General features: G+C 64.6%; 18 protein-coding genes. 11 read left to right on the top strand and 7 right to left on the bottom strand.

Going from position 1 to position 16,259, the window contains the following annotated elements; genetic code table 11:
- Positions 1-160: 160 nt before the first annotated feature.
- Genes hemA through murI form a run of 5 tightly spaced genes read left to right on the top strand, consistent with a single transcriptional unit; the run spans position 161 to position 4,889 of the window.
- Positions 161-1,438 carry a glutamyl-tRNA reductase gene (gene hemA / locus Q6A47_RS16290; protein WP_304484800.1) on the top strand — a complete coding sequence of 426 codons (1,278 nt, stop codon included), beginning with the start codon at positions 161-163 and terminating at the stop codon, positions 1,436-1,438.
- The gene (prfA, locus tag Q6A47_RS16295) at positions 1,435-2,517 is read left to right on the top strand and encodes a peptide chain release factor 1 (protein WP_039580202.1); all 1,083 of its coding nucleotides are present in this window, start codon (positions 1,435-1,437) and stop codon (positions 2,515-2,517) included. The genes hemA and prfA overlap by 4 nt, the downstream gene beginning before the upstream one ends.
- Positions 2,517-3,347 carry a peptide chain release factor N(5)-glutamine methyltransferase gene (prmC, locus tag Q6A47_RS16300; RefSeq protein WP_304484801.1) on the top strand — a complete coding sequence of 277 codons (831 nt, stop codon included), beginning with the start codon at positions 2,517-2,519 and terminating at the stop codon, positions 3,345-3,347. Before prfA ends, prmC begins: the two co-directional genes overlap by 1 nt.
- Positions 3,341-4,096: a molybdopterin-synthase adenylyltransferase MoeB gene (locus Q6A47_RS16305; RefSeq protein WP_304484802.1), complete on the top strand. Its 756-nt coding sequence runs from the start codon at positions 3,341-3,343 to the stop codon at positions 4,094-4,096. The genes prmC and Q6A47_RS16305 overlap by 7 nt, the downstream gene beginning before the upstream one ends.
- Positions 4,089-4,889 carry a glutamate racemase gene (murI, locus tag Q6A47_RS16310; protein ID WP_029615097.1) on the top strand — a complete coding sequence of 267 codons (801 nt, stop codon included), beginning with the start codon at positions 4,089-4,091 and terminating at the stop codon, positions 4,887-4,889. The genes Q6A47_RS16305 and murI overlap by 8 nt, the downstream gene beginning before the upstream one ends.
- A 19-nt stretch (positions 4,890-4,908) precedes the next feature.
- Here the strand turns inward: murI and Q6A47_RS16315 are convergent, their stop codons facing one another.
- From Q6A47_RS16315 to Q6A47_RS16335, 5 genes are all read right to left on the bottom strand, one after another.
- A complete protein-coding gene (locus tag Q6A47_RS16315; RefSeq protein ID WP_304484803.1) occupies positions 4,909-5,613 on the bottom strand; it encodes an SDR family oxidoreductase in 705 nt (234 codons plus the stop codon).
- Between the two features lie 10 nt (positions 5,614-5,623).
- Entirely contained in the window at positions 5,624-7,051 is a 1,428-nt protein-coding gene (gene phrB, locus Q6A47_RS16320) for a deoxyribodipyrimidine photo-lyase (RefSeq protein WP_304484804.1), read from the bottom strand.
- A gap of 1 nt (position 7,052) precedes the next feature.
- Positions 7,053-7,943 carry a MerR family transcriptional regulator gene (locus Q6A47_RS16325; protein WP_304484805.1) on the bottom strand — a complete coding sequence of 297 codons (891 nt, stop codon included), beginning with the start codon at positions 7,941-7,943 and terminating at the stop codon, positions 7,053-7,055.
- Positions 7,933-8,898: a YbgA family protein gene (locus Q6A47_RS16330; protein WP_304484806.1), complete on the bottom strand. Its 966-nt coding sequence runs from the start codon at positions 8,896-8,898 to the stop codon at positions 7,933-7,935. Before Q6A47_RS16330 ends, Q6A47_RS16325 begins: the two co-directional genes overlap by 11 nt.
- Positions 8,899-8,993: 95 nt before the next feature.
- Positions 8,994-9,980 carry an NAD(P)/FAD-dependent oxidoreductase gene (locus Q6A47_RS16335; protein WP_304484807.1) on the bottom strand — a complete coding sequence of 329 codons (987 nt, stop codon included), beginning with the start codon at positions 9,978-9,980 and terminating at the stop codon, positions 8,994-8,996.
- Between the two features lie 187 nt (positions 9,981-10,167).
- Here Q6A47_RS16335 and Q6A47_RS16340 point away from each other — a divergent pair, with 187 nt between their 5' ends.
- A complete protein-coding gene (locus tag Q6A47_RS16340; RefSeq protein WP_304484808.1) occupies positions 10,168-11,073 on the top strand; it encodes a TIGR01777 family oxidoreductase in 906 nt (301 codons plus the stop codon).
- 13 nt (positions 11,074-11,086) lie between these two features.
- The gene (gene hemH, locus Q6A47_RS16345) at positions 11,087-12,100 is read left to right on the top strand and encodes a ferrochelatase (protein ID WP_029615103.1); all 1,014 of its coding nucleotides are present in this window, start codon (positions 11,087-11,089) and stop codon (positions 12,098-12,100) included.
- Positions 12,101-12,145: 45 nt separating this feature from the next.
- Here hemH and Q6A47_RS16350 read toward each other — a convergent pair whose 3' ends face one another.
- Both Q6A47_RS16350 and upp read right to left on the bottom strand, forming a co-directional pair.
- Entirely contained in the window at positions 12,146-13,420 is a 1,275-nt protein-coding gene (locus tag Q6A47_RS16350) for a uracil-xanthine permease family protein (RefSeq protein ID WP_304484809.1), read from the bottom strand.
- Positions 13,421-13,422: 2 nt separating this feature from the next.
- Positions 13,423-14,061, bottom strand: a complete 639-nt coding sequence (gene upp, locus Q6A47_RS16355; protein ID WP_029615105.1) for a uracil phosphoribosyltransferase — start codon at positions 14,059-14,061, stop codon at positions 13,423-13,425.
- 164 nt (positions 14,062-14,225) lie between these two features.
- Here upp and Q6A47_RS16360 point away from each other — a divergent pair, with 164 nt between their 5' ends.
- From Q6A47_RS16360 to Q6A47_RS16375, 4 genes are all read left to right on the top strand, one after another.
- Positions 14,226-14,783 (top strand): hypoxanthine-guanine phosphoribosyltransferase, encoded by a 558-nt coding sequence (locus Q6A47_RS16360; RefSeq protein ID WP_304484810.1) that lies wholly within the window; start codon positions 14,226-14,228, stop codon positions 14,781-14,783.
- Between the two features lie 3 nt (positions 14,784-14,786).
- Positions 14,787-15,260, top strand: coding sequence for a WbuC family cupin fold metalloprotein (locus Q6A47_RS16365; protein WP_039580179.1), 474 nt, complete (start codon positions 14,787-14,789; stop codon positions 15,258-15,260).
- Between the two features lie 152 nt (positions 15,261-15,412).
- Positions 15,413-15,883 (top strand): hypothetical protein, encoded by a 471-nt coding sequence (locus Q6A47_RS16370; RefSeq protein WP_304484811.1) that lies wholly within the window; start codon positions 15,413-15,415, stop codon positions 15,881-15,883.
- 70 nt (positions 15,884-15,953) lie between these two features.
- On the top strand, positions 15,954-16,244 hold the full coding sequence (locus tag Q6A47_RS16375; RefSeq protein ID WP_039580176.1) for a PA4642 family protein: 291 nt from the start codon (positions 15,954-15,956) through the stop codon (positions 16,242-16,244).
- Positions 16,245-16,259 lie beyond the last annotated feature (15 nt).

The following is a 16,259-nucleotide window of genomic DNA, read 5'->3' on the forward strand; positions in this document are numbered from 1 at the left end:
CGTGCCGGGCCCGGGACGTTCGGCGACCGGTCTCGTACGCGGCTGTCATCGGGTGCGCTGTCTATAGACGATGGTCATGGTCGCGATAGCGAACGGTGGTTGTCCTGAATCCTGCGAAGTAGGACAATTATCGGCTTCCCGTCCCCACCAGCGATCTTGCATGGCCTTTCTTGCCCTCGGTATCAACCATAAGACTGCCTCGGTCGACGTACGCGAGCGCGTGGCGTTTACGCCCGAGCAGCTGGTCGACGCCCTGCAGCAGCTCTGCCGAATGACCGCCAGCCGCGAGGCGGCGATCCTCTCCACCTGCAACCGCAGCGAACTCTATATAGAACAGGATCAGCTCAGCGCCGACGACGTGTTGCAGTGGCTGGCCCACTACCATCGCTTAAGCCTGGACGAACTGCGCGCCAGCGCCTACATCCACGAGGAGCACGACGCGGTTCGGCACATGATGCGTGTGGCGTCCGGGCTCGACTCGTTGGTGCTGGGCGAGCCGCAGATTCTCGGCCAGATGAAGTCGGCCTATGCCGTGGCGCGTGAGGCCGGCACCATCGGTCCGCTGCTGGGGCGTTTGTTCCAGGCTACCTTCAGCGCCGCCAAACAGGTGCGCACCGACACCGCCATTGGCGAAAACCCGGTGTCGGTGGCCTTCGCGGCGGTCAGCCTGGCCAAGCAGATCTTCGCCGACCTCGGACGCAGCCAGGCGCTGCTGATCGGCGCCGGCGAGACCATCACCCTGGTCGCCCGTCACCTGCACGAGCAGGGGGTCAAGCGCATCGTGGTGGCCAACCGCACCCTGGAGCGCGCCAGCCTGCTGGCCGAACAGTTCGGCGCCCATGCGGTGCTGCTGGCCGACATTCCACAGGAGTTGGCCCACAGCGACATCGTCATCAGTTCCACGGCCAGCCAGTTGCCGATCCTCGGCAAAGGCGCGGTGGAAAGTGCGCTCAAGCAGCGCCGCCACAAGCCGATCTTCATGGTCGACATCGCCGTGCCGCGCGACATCGAGGCGCAGGTGGGCGATCTGGACGACGTCTATCTGTACACCGTCGACGACTTGCACGAAGTGGTCGCGGAAAACCTCAAAAGTCGCCAGGGCGCGGCCCAGGCTGCCGAAGAGCTGGTGAGCGTCGGCGCCGAGGATTTCATGGGGCGCCTGCGCGAGCTGGCGGCGGTGGACGTGCTCAAGGCCTACCGCCAGCAGAGCGAGCGCCTGCGTGACGAAGAACTGTACAAGGCCCAGCGCCTGCTGGCCAACGGCGGCAACCCCGAAGAGGTGCTCGCCCAGTTGGCTCGCGGTCTGACCAACAAGCTTCTGCACGCCCCCAGCGTGCAACTGAAGAAGCTCTCCGCCGAAGGCCGCGTCGATGCGCTGGCCATGGCCCAGGAACTCTTTGCCCTTCACGAAGGCGCCACGGACAAGACCCCGCAATGAAAGCGTCGCTGCTGAAAAAACTGGAGATTCTCCAGGACCGCTTCGAAGAACTCACCGCCCTGCTGGGCGATGCCGAGGTCATTTCCGACCAGACTCGCTTTCGCGCCTATTCCCGTGAGTACGCCGAAGTCGAGCCGGTGTTCGTCGCCTACAGCGCCTGGCGCAAGGTGCAGGACGACCTGGAGGGCGCCCAGGCGCTGCTCAAGGACAGCGACCCTGACCTGCGCGAAATGGCCGTGGAGGAAGTGCGCGAGGCCAAGGAACAACTGCTTGCCCTGGAGGCGCAACTGCAGCGCATGCTGCTGCCCAAAGACCCCAATGACGGGCGCAACGTGTTTCTGGAAATCCGCGCCGGGACCGGCGGTGACGAGGCCGCCATCTTCTCCGGCGACCTGTTCCGCATGTACTCGCGTTACGCCGAAAAGCGCGGCTGGCGCCTGGAAATCCTGTCGGAGAACGAAGGCGAGCACGGCGGTTACAAGGAGATCATCGCCCGCGTCGAGGGCGACAACGTCTACGCCAAGCTCAAGTTCGAGTCCGGCGCGCACCGCGTGCAACGTGTGCCGGAAACCGAGTCGCAGGGCCGTATCCACACCTCGGCATGCACCGTGGCGGTACTCGCCGAGCCCGACGAGCAGGCGGCGATCGAGATCAACCCGGCCGACCTGCGCGTGGATACCTACCGTGCCTCGGGCGCGGGCGGTCAGCACGTCAACAAGACCGACTCGGCCATCCGCATCACCCACCTGCCGACCGGCATCGTGGTCGAGTGCCAGGAAGAGCGATCCCAGCACAAGAACCGTGCCCGTGCCCTGTCCTGGCTGTCGGCCAAGCTCAATGACCTGCAGACCAGCGCCGCGCAGAACGCCATCGCCAGCGAGCGCAAGTTGCTGGTCGGCTCGGGCGATCGTTCCGAGCGTATCCGCACCTACAATTATCCACAGGGCCGGGTGACCGACCACCGCATCAACCTGACGCTGTATTCGCTGGACGATGTGCTCGCCGGCGGCGTCGATGCCGTGATCGAGCCCTTGCTCGCCGAATACCAGGCCGATCAACTGGCCGCCCTGGGGGACTGATGACCATCATCGCCAGCCTGCTGCGCAACGCACAGTTGCCCGACTCCTCCAGCGCGCGTCTGGACGCCGAACTGCTGTTGTCTGCGGCCCTGGGCAAGTCGCGCAGCTACCTGCACACCTGGCCCGAGCGCATCGTCAGCAGCGAGGCGGCCGATACCTACGCTGCCTGGCTGGAGCGTCGCCGCGCCGGCGAGCCGGTGGCCTACATTCTGGGGCACCAGGGTTTCTGGAAACTCGATCTGGAAGTGGCGCCCCACACCCTGATTCCTAGGCCTGACACCGAGCTGCTGGTGGAGGCAGCGCTGGAGTTGCTGCCGGCAAGCGCTGCGCAGGTACTGGACCTGGGCACCGGCACCGGGGCCATCGCCTTGGCCCTGGCCAGCGAATGTCCGGCCTGGCAGGTGACGGCCGTGGACCGTGTCGAGGAGGCCGTGGCCTTGGCCGAGCGTAACCGCCAGCGTCTGCACCTGGCCAACGTGCAGGTGCGCGCCAGCCATTGGTTCGAGGCGCTCGGCGGTGAGCGCTTCGACCTGATCATCAGCAACCCGCCCTACATCGCCAGCGAAGACCCGCACCTGAGTGCCGGTGACGTGCGTTTCGAGCCGAGCAGCGCACTGGTGGCTGGCGCCGATGGCCTGGACGACCTGCGCCTGATCATTGCCCGGGCGCCCCAGCACCTGATGGCCGGTGGCTGGCTGCTGCTCGAACACGGCTACGACCAGGCCAGCGCAGTGCGCGAATTGCTCACGGCCAGCGGCTTCAGCGATGTCGGCAGTCGCCGCGATCTCGGCGGTCATGAGCGCATCAGTCTGGGCCGCCTGCCGTGCTGAGCGACGACGAGCTGCTGCGCTACAGCCGCCAGATCCTGCTGGCGCAGGTGGATATCGACGGTCAGTCGCGGCTCAAGCAGAGCAGGGCGTTGGTGGTCGGACTGGGTGGTCTGGGCTCGCCTGTGGCGCTGTACTTGGCGGCCGCAGGCGTGGGCGAGCTGCATCTGGCCGATTTCGACACGGTCGAGCTGACCAACCTGCAGCGCCAGGTACTGCATGACACCGACAGCCTCGGGCTGAGCAAGGTCGACTCGGCGCTGCGGCGTTTACAGGCGATCAATCCGCAGATCCGCCTGGTCGCCCATCGCCAGGCCCTGGATGAGGATTCCCTCGCGGCGGCAGTGGCCAACGTGGACCTGGTGCTGGACTGCTGCGACAACTTCGCCACCCGCGAGGCGGTCAACGCGGCGTGCGTGGCAGCCGGCAAACCGTTGGTCAGCGGTGCGGCGATTCGCCTGGAAGGGCAGTTATCGGTGTTCGATCCGCGGCAGGCGCACAGCCCCTGTTACCACTGCCTGTATGGCCATGGCAGCGAAGCCGAATTGACCTGCAGCGAAGCCGGGGTGATCGGCCCGCTGGTGGGCCTGGTCGGCAGCCTGCAAGCGCTGGAGGCGCTCAAATTGTTGGCCGGTTTCGGCGAACCGCTGGTGGGACGCCTGTTGCTCATCGATGCCCTGGGTACACGCTTTCGCGAGCTGCGGGTCAAGCGCGACCCAGAGTGCGCCGTGTGCGGCAGCCGCCATGGCTGATCGCTCGGCGCCGGTCGGCGTCATGGATTCGGGGGTGGGCGGTCTGTCGGTGCTGGCCGATATCCACCGCCTGTTGCCGGCCGAGTCGCTGCTCTACGTGGCTGACTGCGGCCATGTGCCCTACGGCGAGAAGTCGCCGGACTACATCCGCGAGCGCTGCCGGCGCATTGCCGCGTTTTTCCAGGCGCGGGGCGCCAAGGCCATGGTGCTGGCCTGCAATACGGCGACGGTGGCGGCGGTAGCCGACCTTCGTCAGCGTTACCCCGAATGGCCATTGGTTGGCATGGAGCCTGCGGTCAAGCCGGCGGCGGCGGCGACCCGCTCTGGCGTGGTCGGCGTGCTGGCGACCACTGGCACCTTGCAGAGCGCCAAATTCGCGGCCTTGCTCGATCGGTTCGCAGGCGATGTGCGCGTCGTCACTCAGCCGTGTCCGGGATTGGTGGAATTGATCGAACGGGGCGACTTGAGCAGCCCGCCACTGCGTGTCTTGCTGGAGGGCTATGTCCAGCCATTGCTGGTGGCCGGCTGCGACACGCTGATCCTGGGCTGCACGCATTACCCTTTCCTGCGCCCGCTGCTGGCGCAGATGGTGCCCGAAGACGTAGCGATCATCGATACCGGCGCAGCCGTGGCCAGGCAGTTGCAGCGTCTGCTGCAGGGCCGGAATCTGCTCGCCGATGGCCCGGCGCGCGACGCCGAATTCTTCAGCAGTGCCGAGCCGCAGCGGCTGCGCGAGGTGTTACCTGCGTTGTGGGCTGCGCCTGTGGCGCAGGTCATGGCGTTCAGCGGCTGAGGCGCAGCCTGCGTTGCGCTCAGTCTTCGCTGGGCAGCGGCCATAGCAAGGTCGGATCCAGCACTTCCAGCACCAGTTCGCGGTGCTCGCCGTCCAGTTTGCTCAGCAATTCCTGCGCCGCGCTGTCGGCCGTCCACTGCTCCGGCAACGCCAGGGCATTGCTTACGGGCGATTTGGTCGACTGCGGTGCGGCTACCATCAGCTTCACGCCCAGGTCGCCCAATGCGTTGCGTTGTTCGCGCACCCAGTGCGGCAGACTGTTATGCCCGGCAGGGCTTTGCGCTGGAGAGTAGCGCTGCAAGGCCGAGTAGCGGCTGAAAATCGCCATCACGCGGGGATTTTCGCCCCGTGCCAGCAAGGGTAGGGCGCTGGCCAACGCCTGTTCGGTGGCGTGCCAGTTGCTTTGCAGGATCTGCTCGAAGATCTCTGCTGCAGGGAGGTTCGGGGCCAGGTAGTCACAGGTACCTGCATTGATGATCAAGACATCCAGCGTGCCCCACTGCGATTGCAGGCGTTGACCGGCCGATTGGGCGTCGGCGAGTTCGTGCAGGTTGCCTGGAAGGTGCAGCAGGCGTGGACCGTAAAGCTCGATCAGGGCTTCGAGTTCGTGAGTGTGCCGGCCACTGACCGCGACTCGATGCCCGTCGGCGAGCAGCTGCTCTGCCATTGCCATTCCGAGCCCACGGGTGGCTCCGGTAATCCAGAAACTGCGAGTACTACTCAATTCTGCGTCCTTAACTGGAGGCGGCGGACAGCCCCTTGAACGCCGCGAGTGCTCTTTGTCGACTTTTCCCTAGGTCAACGATCGGGCTGACGTAGCAACTTGTATCAAATAAATCAGAGGATTTCACTGGCAAATGAATGGTCTTGTTGTCCAGTTGCGTGAGTTCGGGTAACCAGTGGCGAATGAATCGCCCGTCTGGGTCGAACCGCTGCGACTGGGTTACAGGGTTGAAGATCCGGAAATAGGGCACTGAATCGGTTCCAGTCGAAGCGCTCCATTGCCAGCCACCGTTATTGGCAGCAAGGTCGCCGTCGATCAGGTGACGCATGAAATGTTGCTCGCCTTTGCGCCAATCGATCAAGAGGTTCTTGCTCAGGAACATGGCCACCACCATTCGAAGCCGGTTATGCATCCAGCCGGTGTGCAGCAACTGGCGCATGGCCGCATCGATCAGGGGAATGCCGGTGCGACCCTGTTGCCAGGCTTCGAAGTCGTCCGGCGCAGTGCGCCAGGGCAGTGCTTCGGTATGGGCACGAAATGCCTTGTGCCGCGACACCTGTGGATAACCCACCAGGATGTGTTTGTAGAACTCGCGCCACAGCAACTCTTCGATCCAAGTGCGTGCACCCTGACTGCCACTGTCCAGCTCACCCCGATTGCTGGTCAGGGCGGCATGCAGGCATTGCCGAGGCGAGATCACGCCAGCGGCCAGGTAGGCCGACAGTTGACTGGTGCCGGGCGTGGCCGGCAGATCGCGCGCTACGTGGTAATCGTCGATCAGCTCATCGACGAAGCGGCCGAGCCGGGCCTGTGCTTCCTGCTCGCCCGCCGGCCAGTGGTCGCGAATGCTCTGCGCGGGCTTGTCGAAACCGGCTATATGCTGCGGGATCGGGTCGTGGGCGATGGACAGTGGCGCCTGGGCTTTCACGCGGTGGGCCTGAGCGGGCAGGCTGCGGTGCAAGTGCTCGAGACAGGCCTTGCGGAACTGGCCGAACACCTGGAAGTAGTTGCCGGCCTTGGTCAGCAGGGTGCCGGGCTTGAAGAACAGTTGATCGAGGTGCGTTTTCACGGCAATGCCGGCGTGTTCCAGGCATTCGCGCGTCTGCTGATCGCGCTGCGCTTCGTTGAGGCCGTATTCGTCGTTCCAATGGACGGTCTGCACCTTGTGCTTCTGACAGACCGCTAGGACTGTTTGCGGCACCTGTTGCCAGGTGTCCGTGTGGCCGATGAGCAGCGGAATGTTCAAGGCGTCCAGTGCATGGCGCAGGTCACGCAGGTTGCGCAGCCAGAAATCGACCTTGGCCGGTGCGTCGTCGTGCGCTTGCCATTGCTCGGGGCTGGCGATCCACAAGGCAATGGTCGGCCCCTGCTGGGTGGCAGCGCTCAGTGCGGTGTTGTCGTCGATGCGCAGATCGCTGCGCAGCCAGATCAATTGCATGTCAGGGTCTCGCACTGGAGCTTGAGGTCGACTGCTGGAGCAGACGCAAGGCTTGCTGGGGTGTGTCGAACAGTTGCGAGGCGGGAAGGCCCAACGCGCGCAGCCGCTCTTCATGTATGGGAGCGCTGGCACCCCCCAGGAGTTTCACCAGCGTGACAGTGGCCAGTGGCATCAATGACGGAACGTCCAGTCGTGCGCCCAAGTGCAGCACCAACGCCCTGGGTTGCAAGCGATCGATGGCATGCAGTAGCTGTTTGCCGGTCACCGGCTGTTCGAGAATCTCCACCGCCATGCCACTGCTGCTCAGCAGCCAAGCGGTGAGCCACAGGCGCTCGTTGAACGGTTGCTCGGCGGTGGTGGCCAGCAGCACCGGCGGGCCGTCGAGCGAATGATTGTCGTGATAGACCCGCGCTCCCAGCTTGCTGCGCAGCCAGGTGTGGAAGAAGGCCTGTTCCAGCCGTGCGTCGAAGTGATGGCGCCAGCGTTGCTCCAGTTGCTCGAGCAAGGGCAGCAGCAGTTGGTCACACAGGGTCGAGGCCGGGTACAGCGCCATGGCCTGGTTCAACTGTTGGTCCAGCGAGCGCTGGGCGAGGTTGGCGATGGCATCGATGAGCTTCTCGCAACGCGCTTGCCAGTCGCTGTTGAGCACAGGCGTCGCGCTGCCGCTGTTCTCCAGCAGGTCGCGCACCTGGCTGACCGAGGCGCCACGTTCCAGCCATTGCAGGATCTCTTGCACCTTCTGTACATGCGCTTCGCGATACAGGCGATGTCCTTTGGGCGTGCGGTCGGGCACCAGCAGGCCGTAGCGGCGCTCCCAGGCGCGCAGGGTCACTGGGTTGACGCCGGTACGCCGGGCCAGCTCGCCGATGGGCAGGTCGTCTTCAGAGTGCATTGCGCAGCCCCATGTTTTCCGGATGCGGTTGCAGGTAGGCCTGCTGCAGCAGATAGGGATCGGGATGATTGCGCAGGTGATGCTTGAGCAGGGTCAGCGGTACCACGAGCGGGACGATGCCCTCCTGGTACTGGCCGATCAGATGCTGTAGCTCAGCCTTGTCGCTGCCGTCCAGGGCATCGCGCAGGTAGCCGCACAGGTGCTGCAGCACATTGCTGTGGGTGCCGCGGCTGGCACACCGGCGCAGGGCCTGCATCAACCGCGTGAAGTAACGCGGACCGAGCTCGTCGGGATCGTCGTTGCGGGTCATGCTGCCGAGCAGGTGGCCCAGTTGCCGATAGGCCTGGGGATTGTGGGCCATCAACAGGTACTTGTAGCGGGCATGGAAACCCTGCAAGGCCGCGCGGCTCAGGCCCTGCGACAGCAGATTCTGCCAGTCGGCGTAGGCATAGACGCGGCTGATGAAGTTCTCGCGCAGCACCGGGTCGTGCAGGCGGCCTTCTTCCTCCACCGGCAGATCCGGGCGCCGTTCGCAGAACGCTTGGGCATAGGCACCGCGGCCGCCTTGCAGCGATGGGCGGCCGTTGTCTTGATAGACCTTGACCCGTTCCAGGCCGCAGGACGGCGATTTCTGCATGAACACATAACCGCAGATATCGTCGAGCGCCTCGGCCATCTGCTGGCCATAGGCACGCAGCGGCGGCGCCAGGTCGGTGCCGGGATTGCGCGGATTGATCACTTCCGGCGACTGAGGGTCGCCCACCAGGCGAATCGCCTCGCGGGGAATGCCCAGGCCAATGGCTACTTCAGGGCACAACGGCACCCAGTCGAAGTGCTCGTCGAGCGACTGACACAAGTCCGAGGCCTTGTGACCGCCGTTGTAACGCACGTCCTGGCCGGCGAGGCAGGCGCTGATGGCGATGCGGGGTTTACCTGTCGAGTGCTGGGGGTCCATGCTGCCGCTCCCTAAACTTGTACAAGGTTGATTTCCTGTACAGGTCTATTCCAGCACATCGAAAAACTTATGCAAGAAGAATTTCTTGTACAACGCTATTCGAGGTGCTCCAGCAGACGGCGCGCCGCCTCCTGGCCGCTCAGCCAGGCGCCTTCGACCCGCCCGGACAGGCACCAGTCGCCACACGCGTAGAGCCCCTGGTCGGCATCGGCGAGCGCGCCCCACTCATGGCTGCCGGCGGGCCGGGCGTAGAGCCAGCGGTGGGCCAAGGCAAAGGTCGGTGCGGGCACGACGCACCCGACCAGTTCGGCGAACTCACCGTGCAGCGTGTCGATCACCTCGTCCTTGGGCAGGTCGATGTGCTGCCGGCTCCAGTCAGAAGTCGCATGCAGCACCCACGTATCGAGGTGCTCGTCACGGCCGGGCTTGCTGCGGTTGCGCGCCAGCCAGTCGAGGGGACTATCCTGCACGAAGCAGCCTTGCATCGGGGTGTTCAAGGCCGCGTTGAAGCCCAGCGCGACCGCCCAGGTGGGTTCCATCTGCACGCTCGCGGCAACCGCCGCCAGCTTGGGTGTGGCTGCCAGCAGCGGCGTGGCCTGCGGTGCCGGCACGGCGATCACCACGCGGCTATAGGGGCCGTGGCTGCAGCCTTCGGTGTCCTGCAGGTGCCAGAACTGCTTGCCGCGAAACACTTCGGCGATGCGGCAGCCGAAGTGCACGGTGACGTCTTCGAGCAGGCCTCGGGTGATGGCGCTCATGCGCGGTACACCGACCCAGCGGGTCTGCTCGTCGGGGGAGGGGGTGAGTTGGCCGTCGCGGTAGTTGTAGAGCTGCGGCTTCCATTGCGCCGCCCAACCGGCGGCGACCCAGCTCTGCACGTGTTCGACGAAGCGTCGATCACGGGCGGTGAAGTACTGTGCGCCCAGATCGAGGGCGCCCGCCTCGCTGCGCTTGCTGGCCATGCGCCCGCCACTGCCATGGCCCTTGTCGAACACATGCACGGTCTGCCCGGCCTTCTGCAGGGCCTGGGCGGCGGACAGGCCGGCGATGCCGGCCCCGATGATCGCGATAGGTACTGTCATGATGGCCTCTTCGAACCGTGCTGGAAGCAGACTACGCTGTCAGACAAACCTGTACAATGCAGAAGTTTTGTATAAGGTTATTCCACCCGGTGGAACAGGTTGGCCTATGTTTATCCGAGAGCGTCGGGTTGAAAAAGTGCCTTGAAGTTAAAAATAGACCATAGCCACAGCATGCGAGGACACAGCCATGCACATCGTGCTGACAGGGGGTACAGGCTTGATCGGACGGCATCTGTGCCGACGCTGGTTGAGCCAGGGACATCGCTTGACCGTCTGGAGTCGCGATCCCGCTCAGGTGCCTCGGCGCTGCGGTGAAGGCGTGCGCGGCATCGCCCGGCTGGAGGATATTGCGCCGAGCGATCAGGTCGATGCGGTGGTCAACCTGGCCGGTGCACCCATTGCCGACCGACCGTGGACCGCTTCGCGCCGTCACCTGCTGTGGGCCAGCCGTATCACCCTGACCGAGCAACTGCTGGCGTGGCTCGAAACGCGTGAGCAGCGCCCCGAGGTGCTGGTGTCCGGCTCGGCAGTGGGCTGGTATGGCGATGGCGGCGAGCGTGAGTTGACCGAGGCGTCGCCGCCGATCAAGGAGGATTTCGCCAGCCAGTTGTGCATCGCCTGGGAAGAAACCGCCCAACGCGCCCAAGCGCTGGGACTGCGAGTCGTACTGGTGCGAACCGGGCTGGTGCTGGCTGGCGACGGCGGCTTTTTGTCGCGCCTGCGGCTGCCGTTCAAACTCGGCCTGGGCGGGCCGCTGGGCGATGGACGGCAATGGATGCCGTGGGTTCATATCGAGGATCACATCGCCCTGATTGATTTTCTCTTGCAGCGCACCGACGCCAGCGGTCCCTATAATGCCTGCGCGCCGGAGCCGGTGCGCAACCGGGCGTTCGCCAAGGCACTGGGTTGCGCGCTGCATCGACCGGCCGTACTGCCGGTGCCCGCCCTGCTGCTCAAGGCGGGGTTGGGCGAGCTGTCCACCTTGTTGCTGGGTGGACAGCGGGCCCGCCCGGCACGGTTGCTGGAAGAAGGCTTCACGTTCCGCTTCGACGATCTGCAATCGGCGTTGGACGATCTGTCCGAACGCCTCTGACATAGGACGCTGCATGACCGATCACGCCCTGCTGCTGGTCAACCTGGGTTCGCCGGCTTCCACTTCGGTTGCCGACGTGCGCCGTTACCTCAACCAGTTCCTCATGGACCCCTACGTCATCGACCTGCCCTGGCCGGTGCGTCGGCTGCTGGTGTCGCTGATCCTGATCAAGCGCCCGGAACAGTCGGCCCACGCCTACGCGTCGATCTGGTGGGACGAGGGCTCGCCGCTGGTGGTGCTGACCCGCCGTCTGCAAGCGGCCATCACCCCGCACTGGCCCCACGGTCCGGTGGAGGTCGCCATGCGCTACGGCCAGCCGGCGCTGCCCCAGGTCCTGGAGCGGCTCGCGGCGCAAGGTGTACGCAAGGTGACCCTGGCGCCGTTGTACCCACAGTTCGCCGACAGCACCGTGACCACCGTGGTGGAGCAGGCGCGCAAGACCCTGGCCGAGCAGAAACTGGCGATGGAGTTGCGAGTGCTGCAGCCCTTCTACGACGAACCCGACTATATCGACGCGCTGGTGGCCAGTGCTCAGCCTTATCTGCAGCAGGAGTACGACCACCTGCTGCTGAGCTTCCACGGTTTGCCGGAGCGCCATCTGAAGAAGCTCGATCCGACCGGTTCGCATTGCCTGCAGAGCGCCAATTGCTGTGAAACCGCCTGCCCCCAAGTGCGCAAGGTCTGCTATCGCTCGCAGTGCCTGGCCAGTGCGGCGGCCTTTGCCAAGGCGGCAGGCATTCCCGACGGCAAATGGTCGGCCTCGTTCCAGTCGCGCCTGGGGCGAGCCAAATGGATCGAGCCCTACACCGAGACGCGCCTGGACGAGCTGGCGGCGGCCGGGGTGAAGAAGCTGTTGGTGATGTGCCCGGCGTTCGTCGCTGATTGCATCGAGACGTTGGAAGAGATCGGTGATCGCGGCAAGGAGCAGTTCATCGAGGCCGGCGGCGAAGCGTTGGTGCTGGTGCCGTGCCTGAACGATCACCCGCAGTGGGCGCAGGTGCTGGCGGGGATGTGCGAGAAGGCGTGAAAACAGCAGGGGCTGCAGTGCAGCCCCCGTGAGTTCAACGCAGGCTCAAGGCAACTGATCGTCCAGCGTCTTGTTTTTCCAGCCATCGTTGCCCGGCAGAATCAAGTTCAGGGCGATGGCCACTACCGCGCACAGCGCGATGCCCTTCAGGCCCCAATCGTCGGGGCCGTCGCCGCTGCCGATCAATACGCCGCCGATACCGAACACCAGGGTCACCGAAACGATCACCAGGTTGCGCGCTTCGGCCAGGTCGATCTTGTGGCGGATCAGGGTGTTCATGCCCACCGCCGCGATCGAGCCGAACAACAGGCACAGAATGCCGCCCATCACCGGCACCGGGATGCTTTGCAGCAGCGCGCCGAACTTGCCGATGAAGGCCAGGGTGATGGCGAACACCGCCGCCCAGGTCATGATCTTCGGGTTGTAGTTCTTGGTCAGCATCACCGCGCCGGTCACTTCGGCATAGGTGGTGTTGGGCGGGCCGCCGAACAGGCCGGCCGCGGTGGTGGCCAGGCCGTCACCGAGCAGCGTGCGGTGCAAACCGGGCTTTCTCAGGTAGTCGCGCCCGGTCACGCTGCCCACGGCGATCACCCCACCGATATGCTCGATGGCCGGGGCCAGGGCCACTGGCACGATGAACAGGATCGCCTGCCAGTTGAACTCAGGCGCGGTGAAGTTGGGCAGTTCCAACCATGGCGCGGCGGCGATCTTCGCCGTGTCCACCACACCGAAGGCGAAGGACAAGGCGAAGCCGACCAGCACGCCGGCGATGATCGGCACGAGGCGGAAAATGCCTTTGCCGAACACCGCGACGATCAAGGTGGTCAGCAGCGCCGGCATGGAGATCAGCATAGCGGTCTGGTAGGGCATCAACGCGCTGCCGTCGCCGCCCTTGCCCATGGCCATGTTGGCGGCGATCGGCGCCATGGCCAGGCCAATGGAGATGATCACCGGGCCGATGACGACCGGCGGCAGCATGCGGTCGATGAAACCGGTGCCTTTGATCTTCACCATCAGGCCCATGAAGGTGTAGACGAAGCCGGCGGCCATTACCCCGCCCATGGTCGCAGCAAGGCCGAACTGGCCCTTGGCGAGGATGATCGGGGTGATGAACGCGAAGCTGGAGGCCAGGAACACCGGCACCTGGCGCCCCGTGACCAATTGGAACAACAGCGTGCCCAGGCCCGCGGTGAACAGCGCCACGTTGGGGTCCAGGCCGGTGATCAGCGGCATGAGCACCAGCGCACCGAATGCCACGAAGAGCATCTGTGCGCCCGAAACGACCTGACGCCAGAGCGGGTCGTTGTAGCCGTCCTGCATGGTCAGGCGTCCTTCTGCTTGGTGCCGAAGATCTTGTCGCCGGCATCGCCCAGGCCCGGCACGATGTAGCCGTGCTCGTTCAGGCGCTGGTCGATCGAGGCGGTGTAGATCTGCACATCCGGGTGCGCCTTGTTGACCACCTCGATGCCTTCGGGCGCGGCCACCAGCACCATGGCGCGGATTTCCTTGCAGCCGGCTTTCTTCAGCAGGTCGATGGTGGCGACCATCGAGTTGCCGGTGGCCAGCATCGGGTCGATGATCAGCGCCAGGCGCTGGTTGATGTCCGGCGCGAGCTTCTCCAGGTAGGTGTGCGCTTCGAGGGTTTCCTCGTTGCGCGCCACGCCCACGGCGCTGACCTTGGCGCCCGGCACCAGGCTGAGCACGCCGTCGAGCATGCCGATACCGGCGCGCAGGATCGGCACGACGGTGATCTTCTTGCCGGCGATCTTCTCGACCTGGACCTTGCCGCACCAGCCGTCGATCTCGTAGGTTTCCAGGGGCAGGTCCTGGGTGGCTTCATAGGTCAGCAGTGCGCCGACTTCCTGGGCGAGTTCGCGAAAATTCTTGGTGCTGATATCGGCACGGCGCATCAGGCCGAGCTTGTGGCGGATCAGCGGATGGCGGATCTCACGAGTGGGCATAGGGGAGGGCTCCGGAAGGCGGGCAAAAAAACCGCGTAAGATTAATCTATTCAGTCCGTGCTGTCGTGCAGTCATTGTGCACGTTAGTCCATAAAGGCTTGATCTGCGGCGAGCGGGTGCGTACCTTTGCCCGCTTTTCCAAAATGCACCTGCTGGAGAGCGCCATGTCCGCCGATCTAGAGCATATCCGCCAAGTGATGAGCGAGGCCGATTGCCTGTACACCGAAGCCCAGGTCGAAGCGGCCATCGCCCAAGTCGGCGAGCGGATCTGCAAGGACCTGCACGACAAGAACCCGGTGGTGTTCTGCGTGATGAACGGCGGATTGATCTTCGCCGGCAAGCTGCTCACCCACCTGCAGTTCCCGCTGGAAGCCTCCTACCTGCACGCCACCCGCTACCGCAACCAGACCAGCGGCGGTGAGCTGTTCTGGAAGGCCAAGCCGGAAGTGTCGTTCATCGACCGCGACGTGCTGATCGTCGACGACATCCTCGACGAGGGCCACACCCTCAGCGCGATCATCGACTTCTGCAAACATGCCGGCGCGCGTTCGGTGTACACCGCCGTGCTGATCGACAAGGACCATGACCGCAAGGCCAGCCCGGACCTGAAAGCCAATTACGTCGGTCTGCCGTGCGTGGACCGCTACATTTTCGGTTACGGCATGGACTACAAGGGCTACTGGCGCAACGCCAATGGCATCTTCGCCGTGAAGGGGATGTAAGCCATGCGCCAGCCTGCTTTCATCGACAAGACGTTGTTCGACGGGCTGGCCGCCAAAGCCGCCAGCAATCCACGCGGCCGCCAGCACCACAACTTCCATGACATGGAAGAGCCTTGCCATCGCATGGCGGTGGGCCTGCAGACTCACACCTACATTCCGCCGCATCGCCACCTGAGCGCAGACAAGGCCGAGGCGCTGATCGTGCTCAAGGGGCGCCTGGGTCTGCTGATTTTCGATGAGCAAGGGGCGGTGACCGACACGCGCGTGCTGCAGGCCGGTGGCGACTGCCTAGGCGTCGATGTGCCGCCGGGCACCTACCACGGGCTGGTGGTGCTGGAAGAAGACAGTATTCTGTTCGAATGCAAGGCCGGGCCTTATCGTCCGGTCAGCGATGGCGAGATGGCGGCCTGGGCGCCGCGCGAAGGCGAGGACGGCATGCCCGAGTACCTGGCCTGGATGCGCGCTCAGTTCGACTGATCATGCGTGATCCTGCCATGCTAGGGTTCTGTCTCGGTAATACGTTCACGTTTGGCGAGTGACTTGAGTGTTCGGGCAAGGCGCCACCAACATTGAACAGCCTATTTCCGGGACAGGACACTCGAGTGCTCCTGCCCGCCAAGGAGCCTCTCATGCGTGCCGTTTTTCCTCTGCTGCTGGCGTTGAGCCTGCCGCTGTCTGCTGCACCGCTGCACAGCCAGTTCCTGCCGCCTGACGACCTTTCCCTGCGCCAGCAGGCACCCGAGTCCCAGCAATTGCTGCAGGTCACCGATTACTCGGTGGTGGTCGGCGCCCAGCGCCAATCCAATCAACAGCCGATTCCCATCACCTCGTCGCTGACCCTGCGCCTGAAGGGCAAGCCGATGAGCAAGGGCGCGACCATCAGCCAGGTGCTGGTGACCTTCGACGGCGAGGGCGGCAAGAGCCTCAAGCGTCCCGCTTACGACGAGGCCACACGCACCCTGACCCTGAATTATCCCCAGGCCGACTACCGGGTGATCATGGACCTGCTGCGCAACGAGACGGTCTACGTGCAATTCCTCAGCTATGCCAACGGCCACGTCTGGGCCGATCTGCACACCGGCACCGTACGTATGCGTTGAGCGCCGTGGCGCACGCCGGGTACACTGCCCGCCTTTGAAACGCCCGTGATGGCACCGTTGGAGTCGGCAAATGCGTAAAGACAAGAAGCAGGTTATCGGTGACGAGATCAGCGACGACTACATCAAGACGTTCCTGCAGTTCGAGCCGGCCGATGGCCAGACCTCGCCCTCGCACCACAAGCTGATCAAGGCCTATCGCGGCTTGCGCATCGACGATTTCGAGCGTTTCGTGGGGTTCTTCGTGGAGGCCGGGTATGACGTCGACGGCAAGGACGAGCATGGCAAGACCTTCGCCGAGGCCATCGCCGACCAGCGCAATGCGCCGGAGTACATCGAGGTGATCGGCCAGGCGCGGGGATGAGGCCAGAGGAGCGGC

The sequence above is a fragment of the Pseudomonas boreofloridensis genome (assembly GCF_030580795.1).
GTDB lineage: Bacteria > Pseudomonadota > Gammaproteobacteria > Pseudomonadales > Pseudomonadaceae > Aquipseudomonas > Aquipseudomonas boreofloridensis.

Excerpts from the sequence above, each read along its gene's own strand:
- hemA (WP_304484800.1), top strand. The coding sequence starts at position 161 with ATGGCCTTTCTTGCCCTCGGTATCAACCATAAGACTGCCTCGGTCGAC.
- prfA (WP_039580202.1), top strand. The coding sequence starts at position 1,435 with ATGAAAGCGTCGCTGCTGAAAAAACTGGAGATTCTCCAGGACCGCTTC.
- prmC (WP_304484801.1), top strand. The coding sequence starts at position 2,517 with ATGACCATCATCGCCAGCCTGCTGCGCAACGCACAGTTGCCCGACTCC.
- murI (WP_029615097.1), top strand. The coding sequence starts at position 4,089 with ATGGCTGATCGCTCGGCGCCGGTCGGCGTCATGGATTCGGGGGTGGGC.
- phrB (WP_304484804.1), bottom strand. The coding sequence starts at position 7,051 with ATGCAATTGATCTGGCTGCGCAGCGATCTGCGCATCGACGACAACACC.
- Q6A47_RS16325 (WP_304484805.1), bottom strand. The coding sequence starts at position 7,943 with ATGCACTCTGAAGACGACCTGCCCATCGGCGAGCTGGCCCGGCGTACC.
- Q6A47_RS16330 (WP_304484806.1), bottom strand. The coding sequence starts at position 8,898 with ATGGACCCCCAGCACTCGACAGGTAAACCCCGCATCGCCATCAGCGCC.
- Q6A47_RS16335 (WP_304484807.1), bottom strand. The coding sequence starts at position 9,980 with ATGACAGTACCTATCGCGATCATCGGGGCCGGCATCGCCGGCCTGTCC.
- Q6A47_RS16340 (WP_304484808.1), top strand. The coding sequence starts at position 10,168 with ATGCACATCGTGCTGACAGGGGGTACAGGCTTGATCGGACGGCATCTG.
- hemH (WP_029615103.1), top strand. The coding sequence starts at position 11,087 with ATGACCGATCACGCCCTGCTGCTGGTCAACCTGGGTTCGCCGGCTTCC.
- Q6A47_RS16350 (WP_304484809.1), bottom strand. The coding sequence starts at position 13,420 with ATGCAGGACGGCTACAACGACCCGCTCTGGCGTCAGGTCGTTTCGGGC.
- upp (WP_029615105.1), bottom strand. The coding sequence starts at position 14,061 with ATGCCCACTCGTGAGATCCGCCATCCGCTGATCCGCCACAAGCTCGGC.
- Q6A47_RS16360 (WP_304484810.1), top strand. The coding sequence starts at position 14,226 with ATGTCCGCCGATCTAGAGCATATCCGCCAAGTGATGAGCGAGGCCGAT.
- Q6A47_RS16365 (WP_039580179.1), top strand. The coding sequence starts at position 14,787 with ATGCGCCAGCCTGCTTTCATCGACAAGACGTTGTTCGACGGGCTGGCC.
- Q6A47_RS16370 (WP_304484811.1), top strand. The coding sequence starts at position 15,413 with ATGCGTGCCGTTTTTCCTCTGCTGCTGGCGTTGAGCCTGCCGCTGTCT.
- Q6A47_RS16375 (WP_039580176.1), top strand. The coding sequence starts at position 15,954 with ATGCGTAAAGACAAGAAGCAGGTTATCGGTGACGAGATCAGCGACGAC.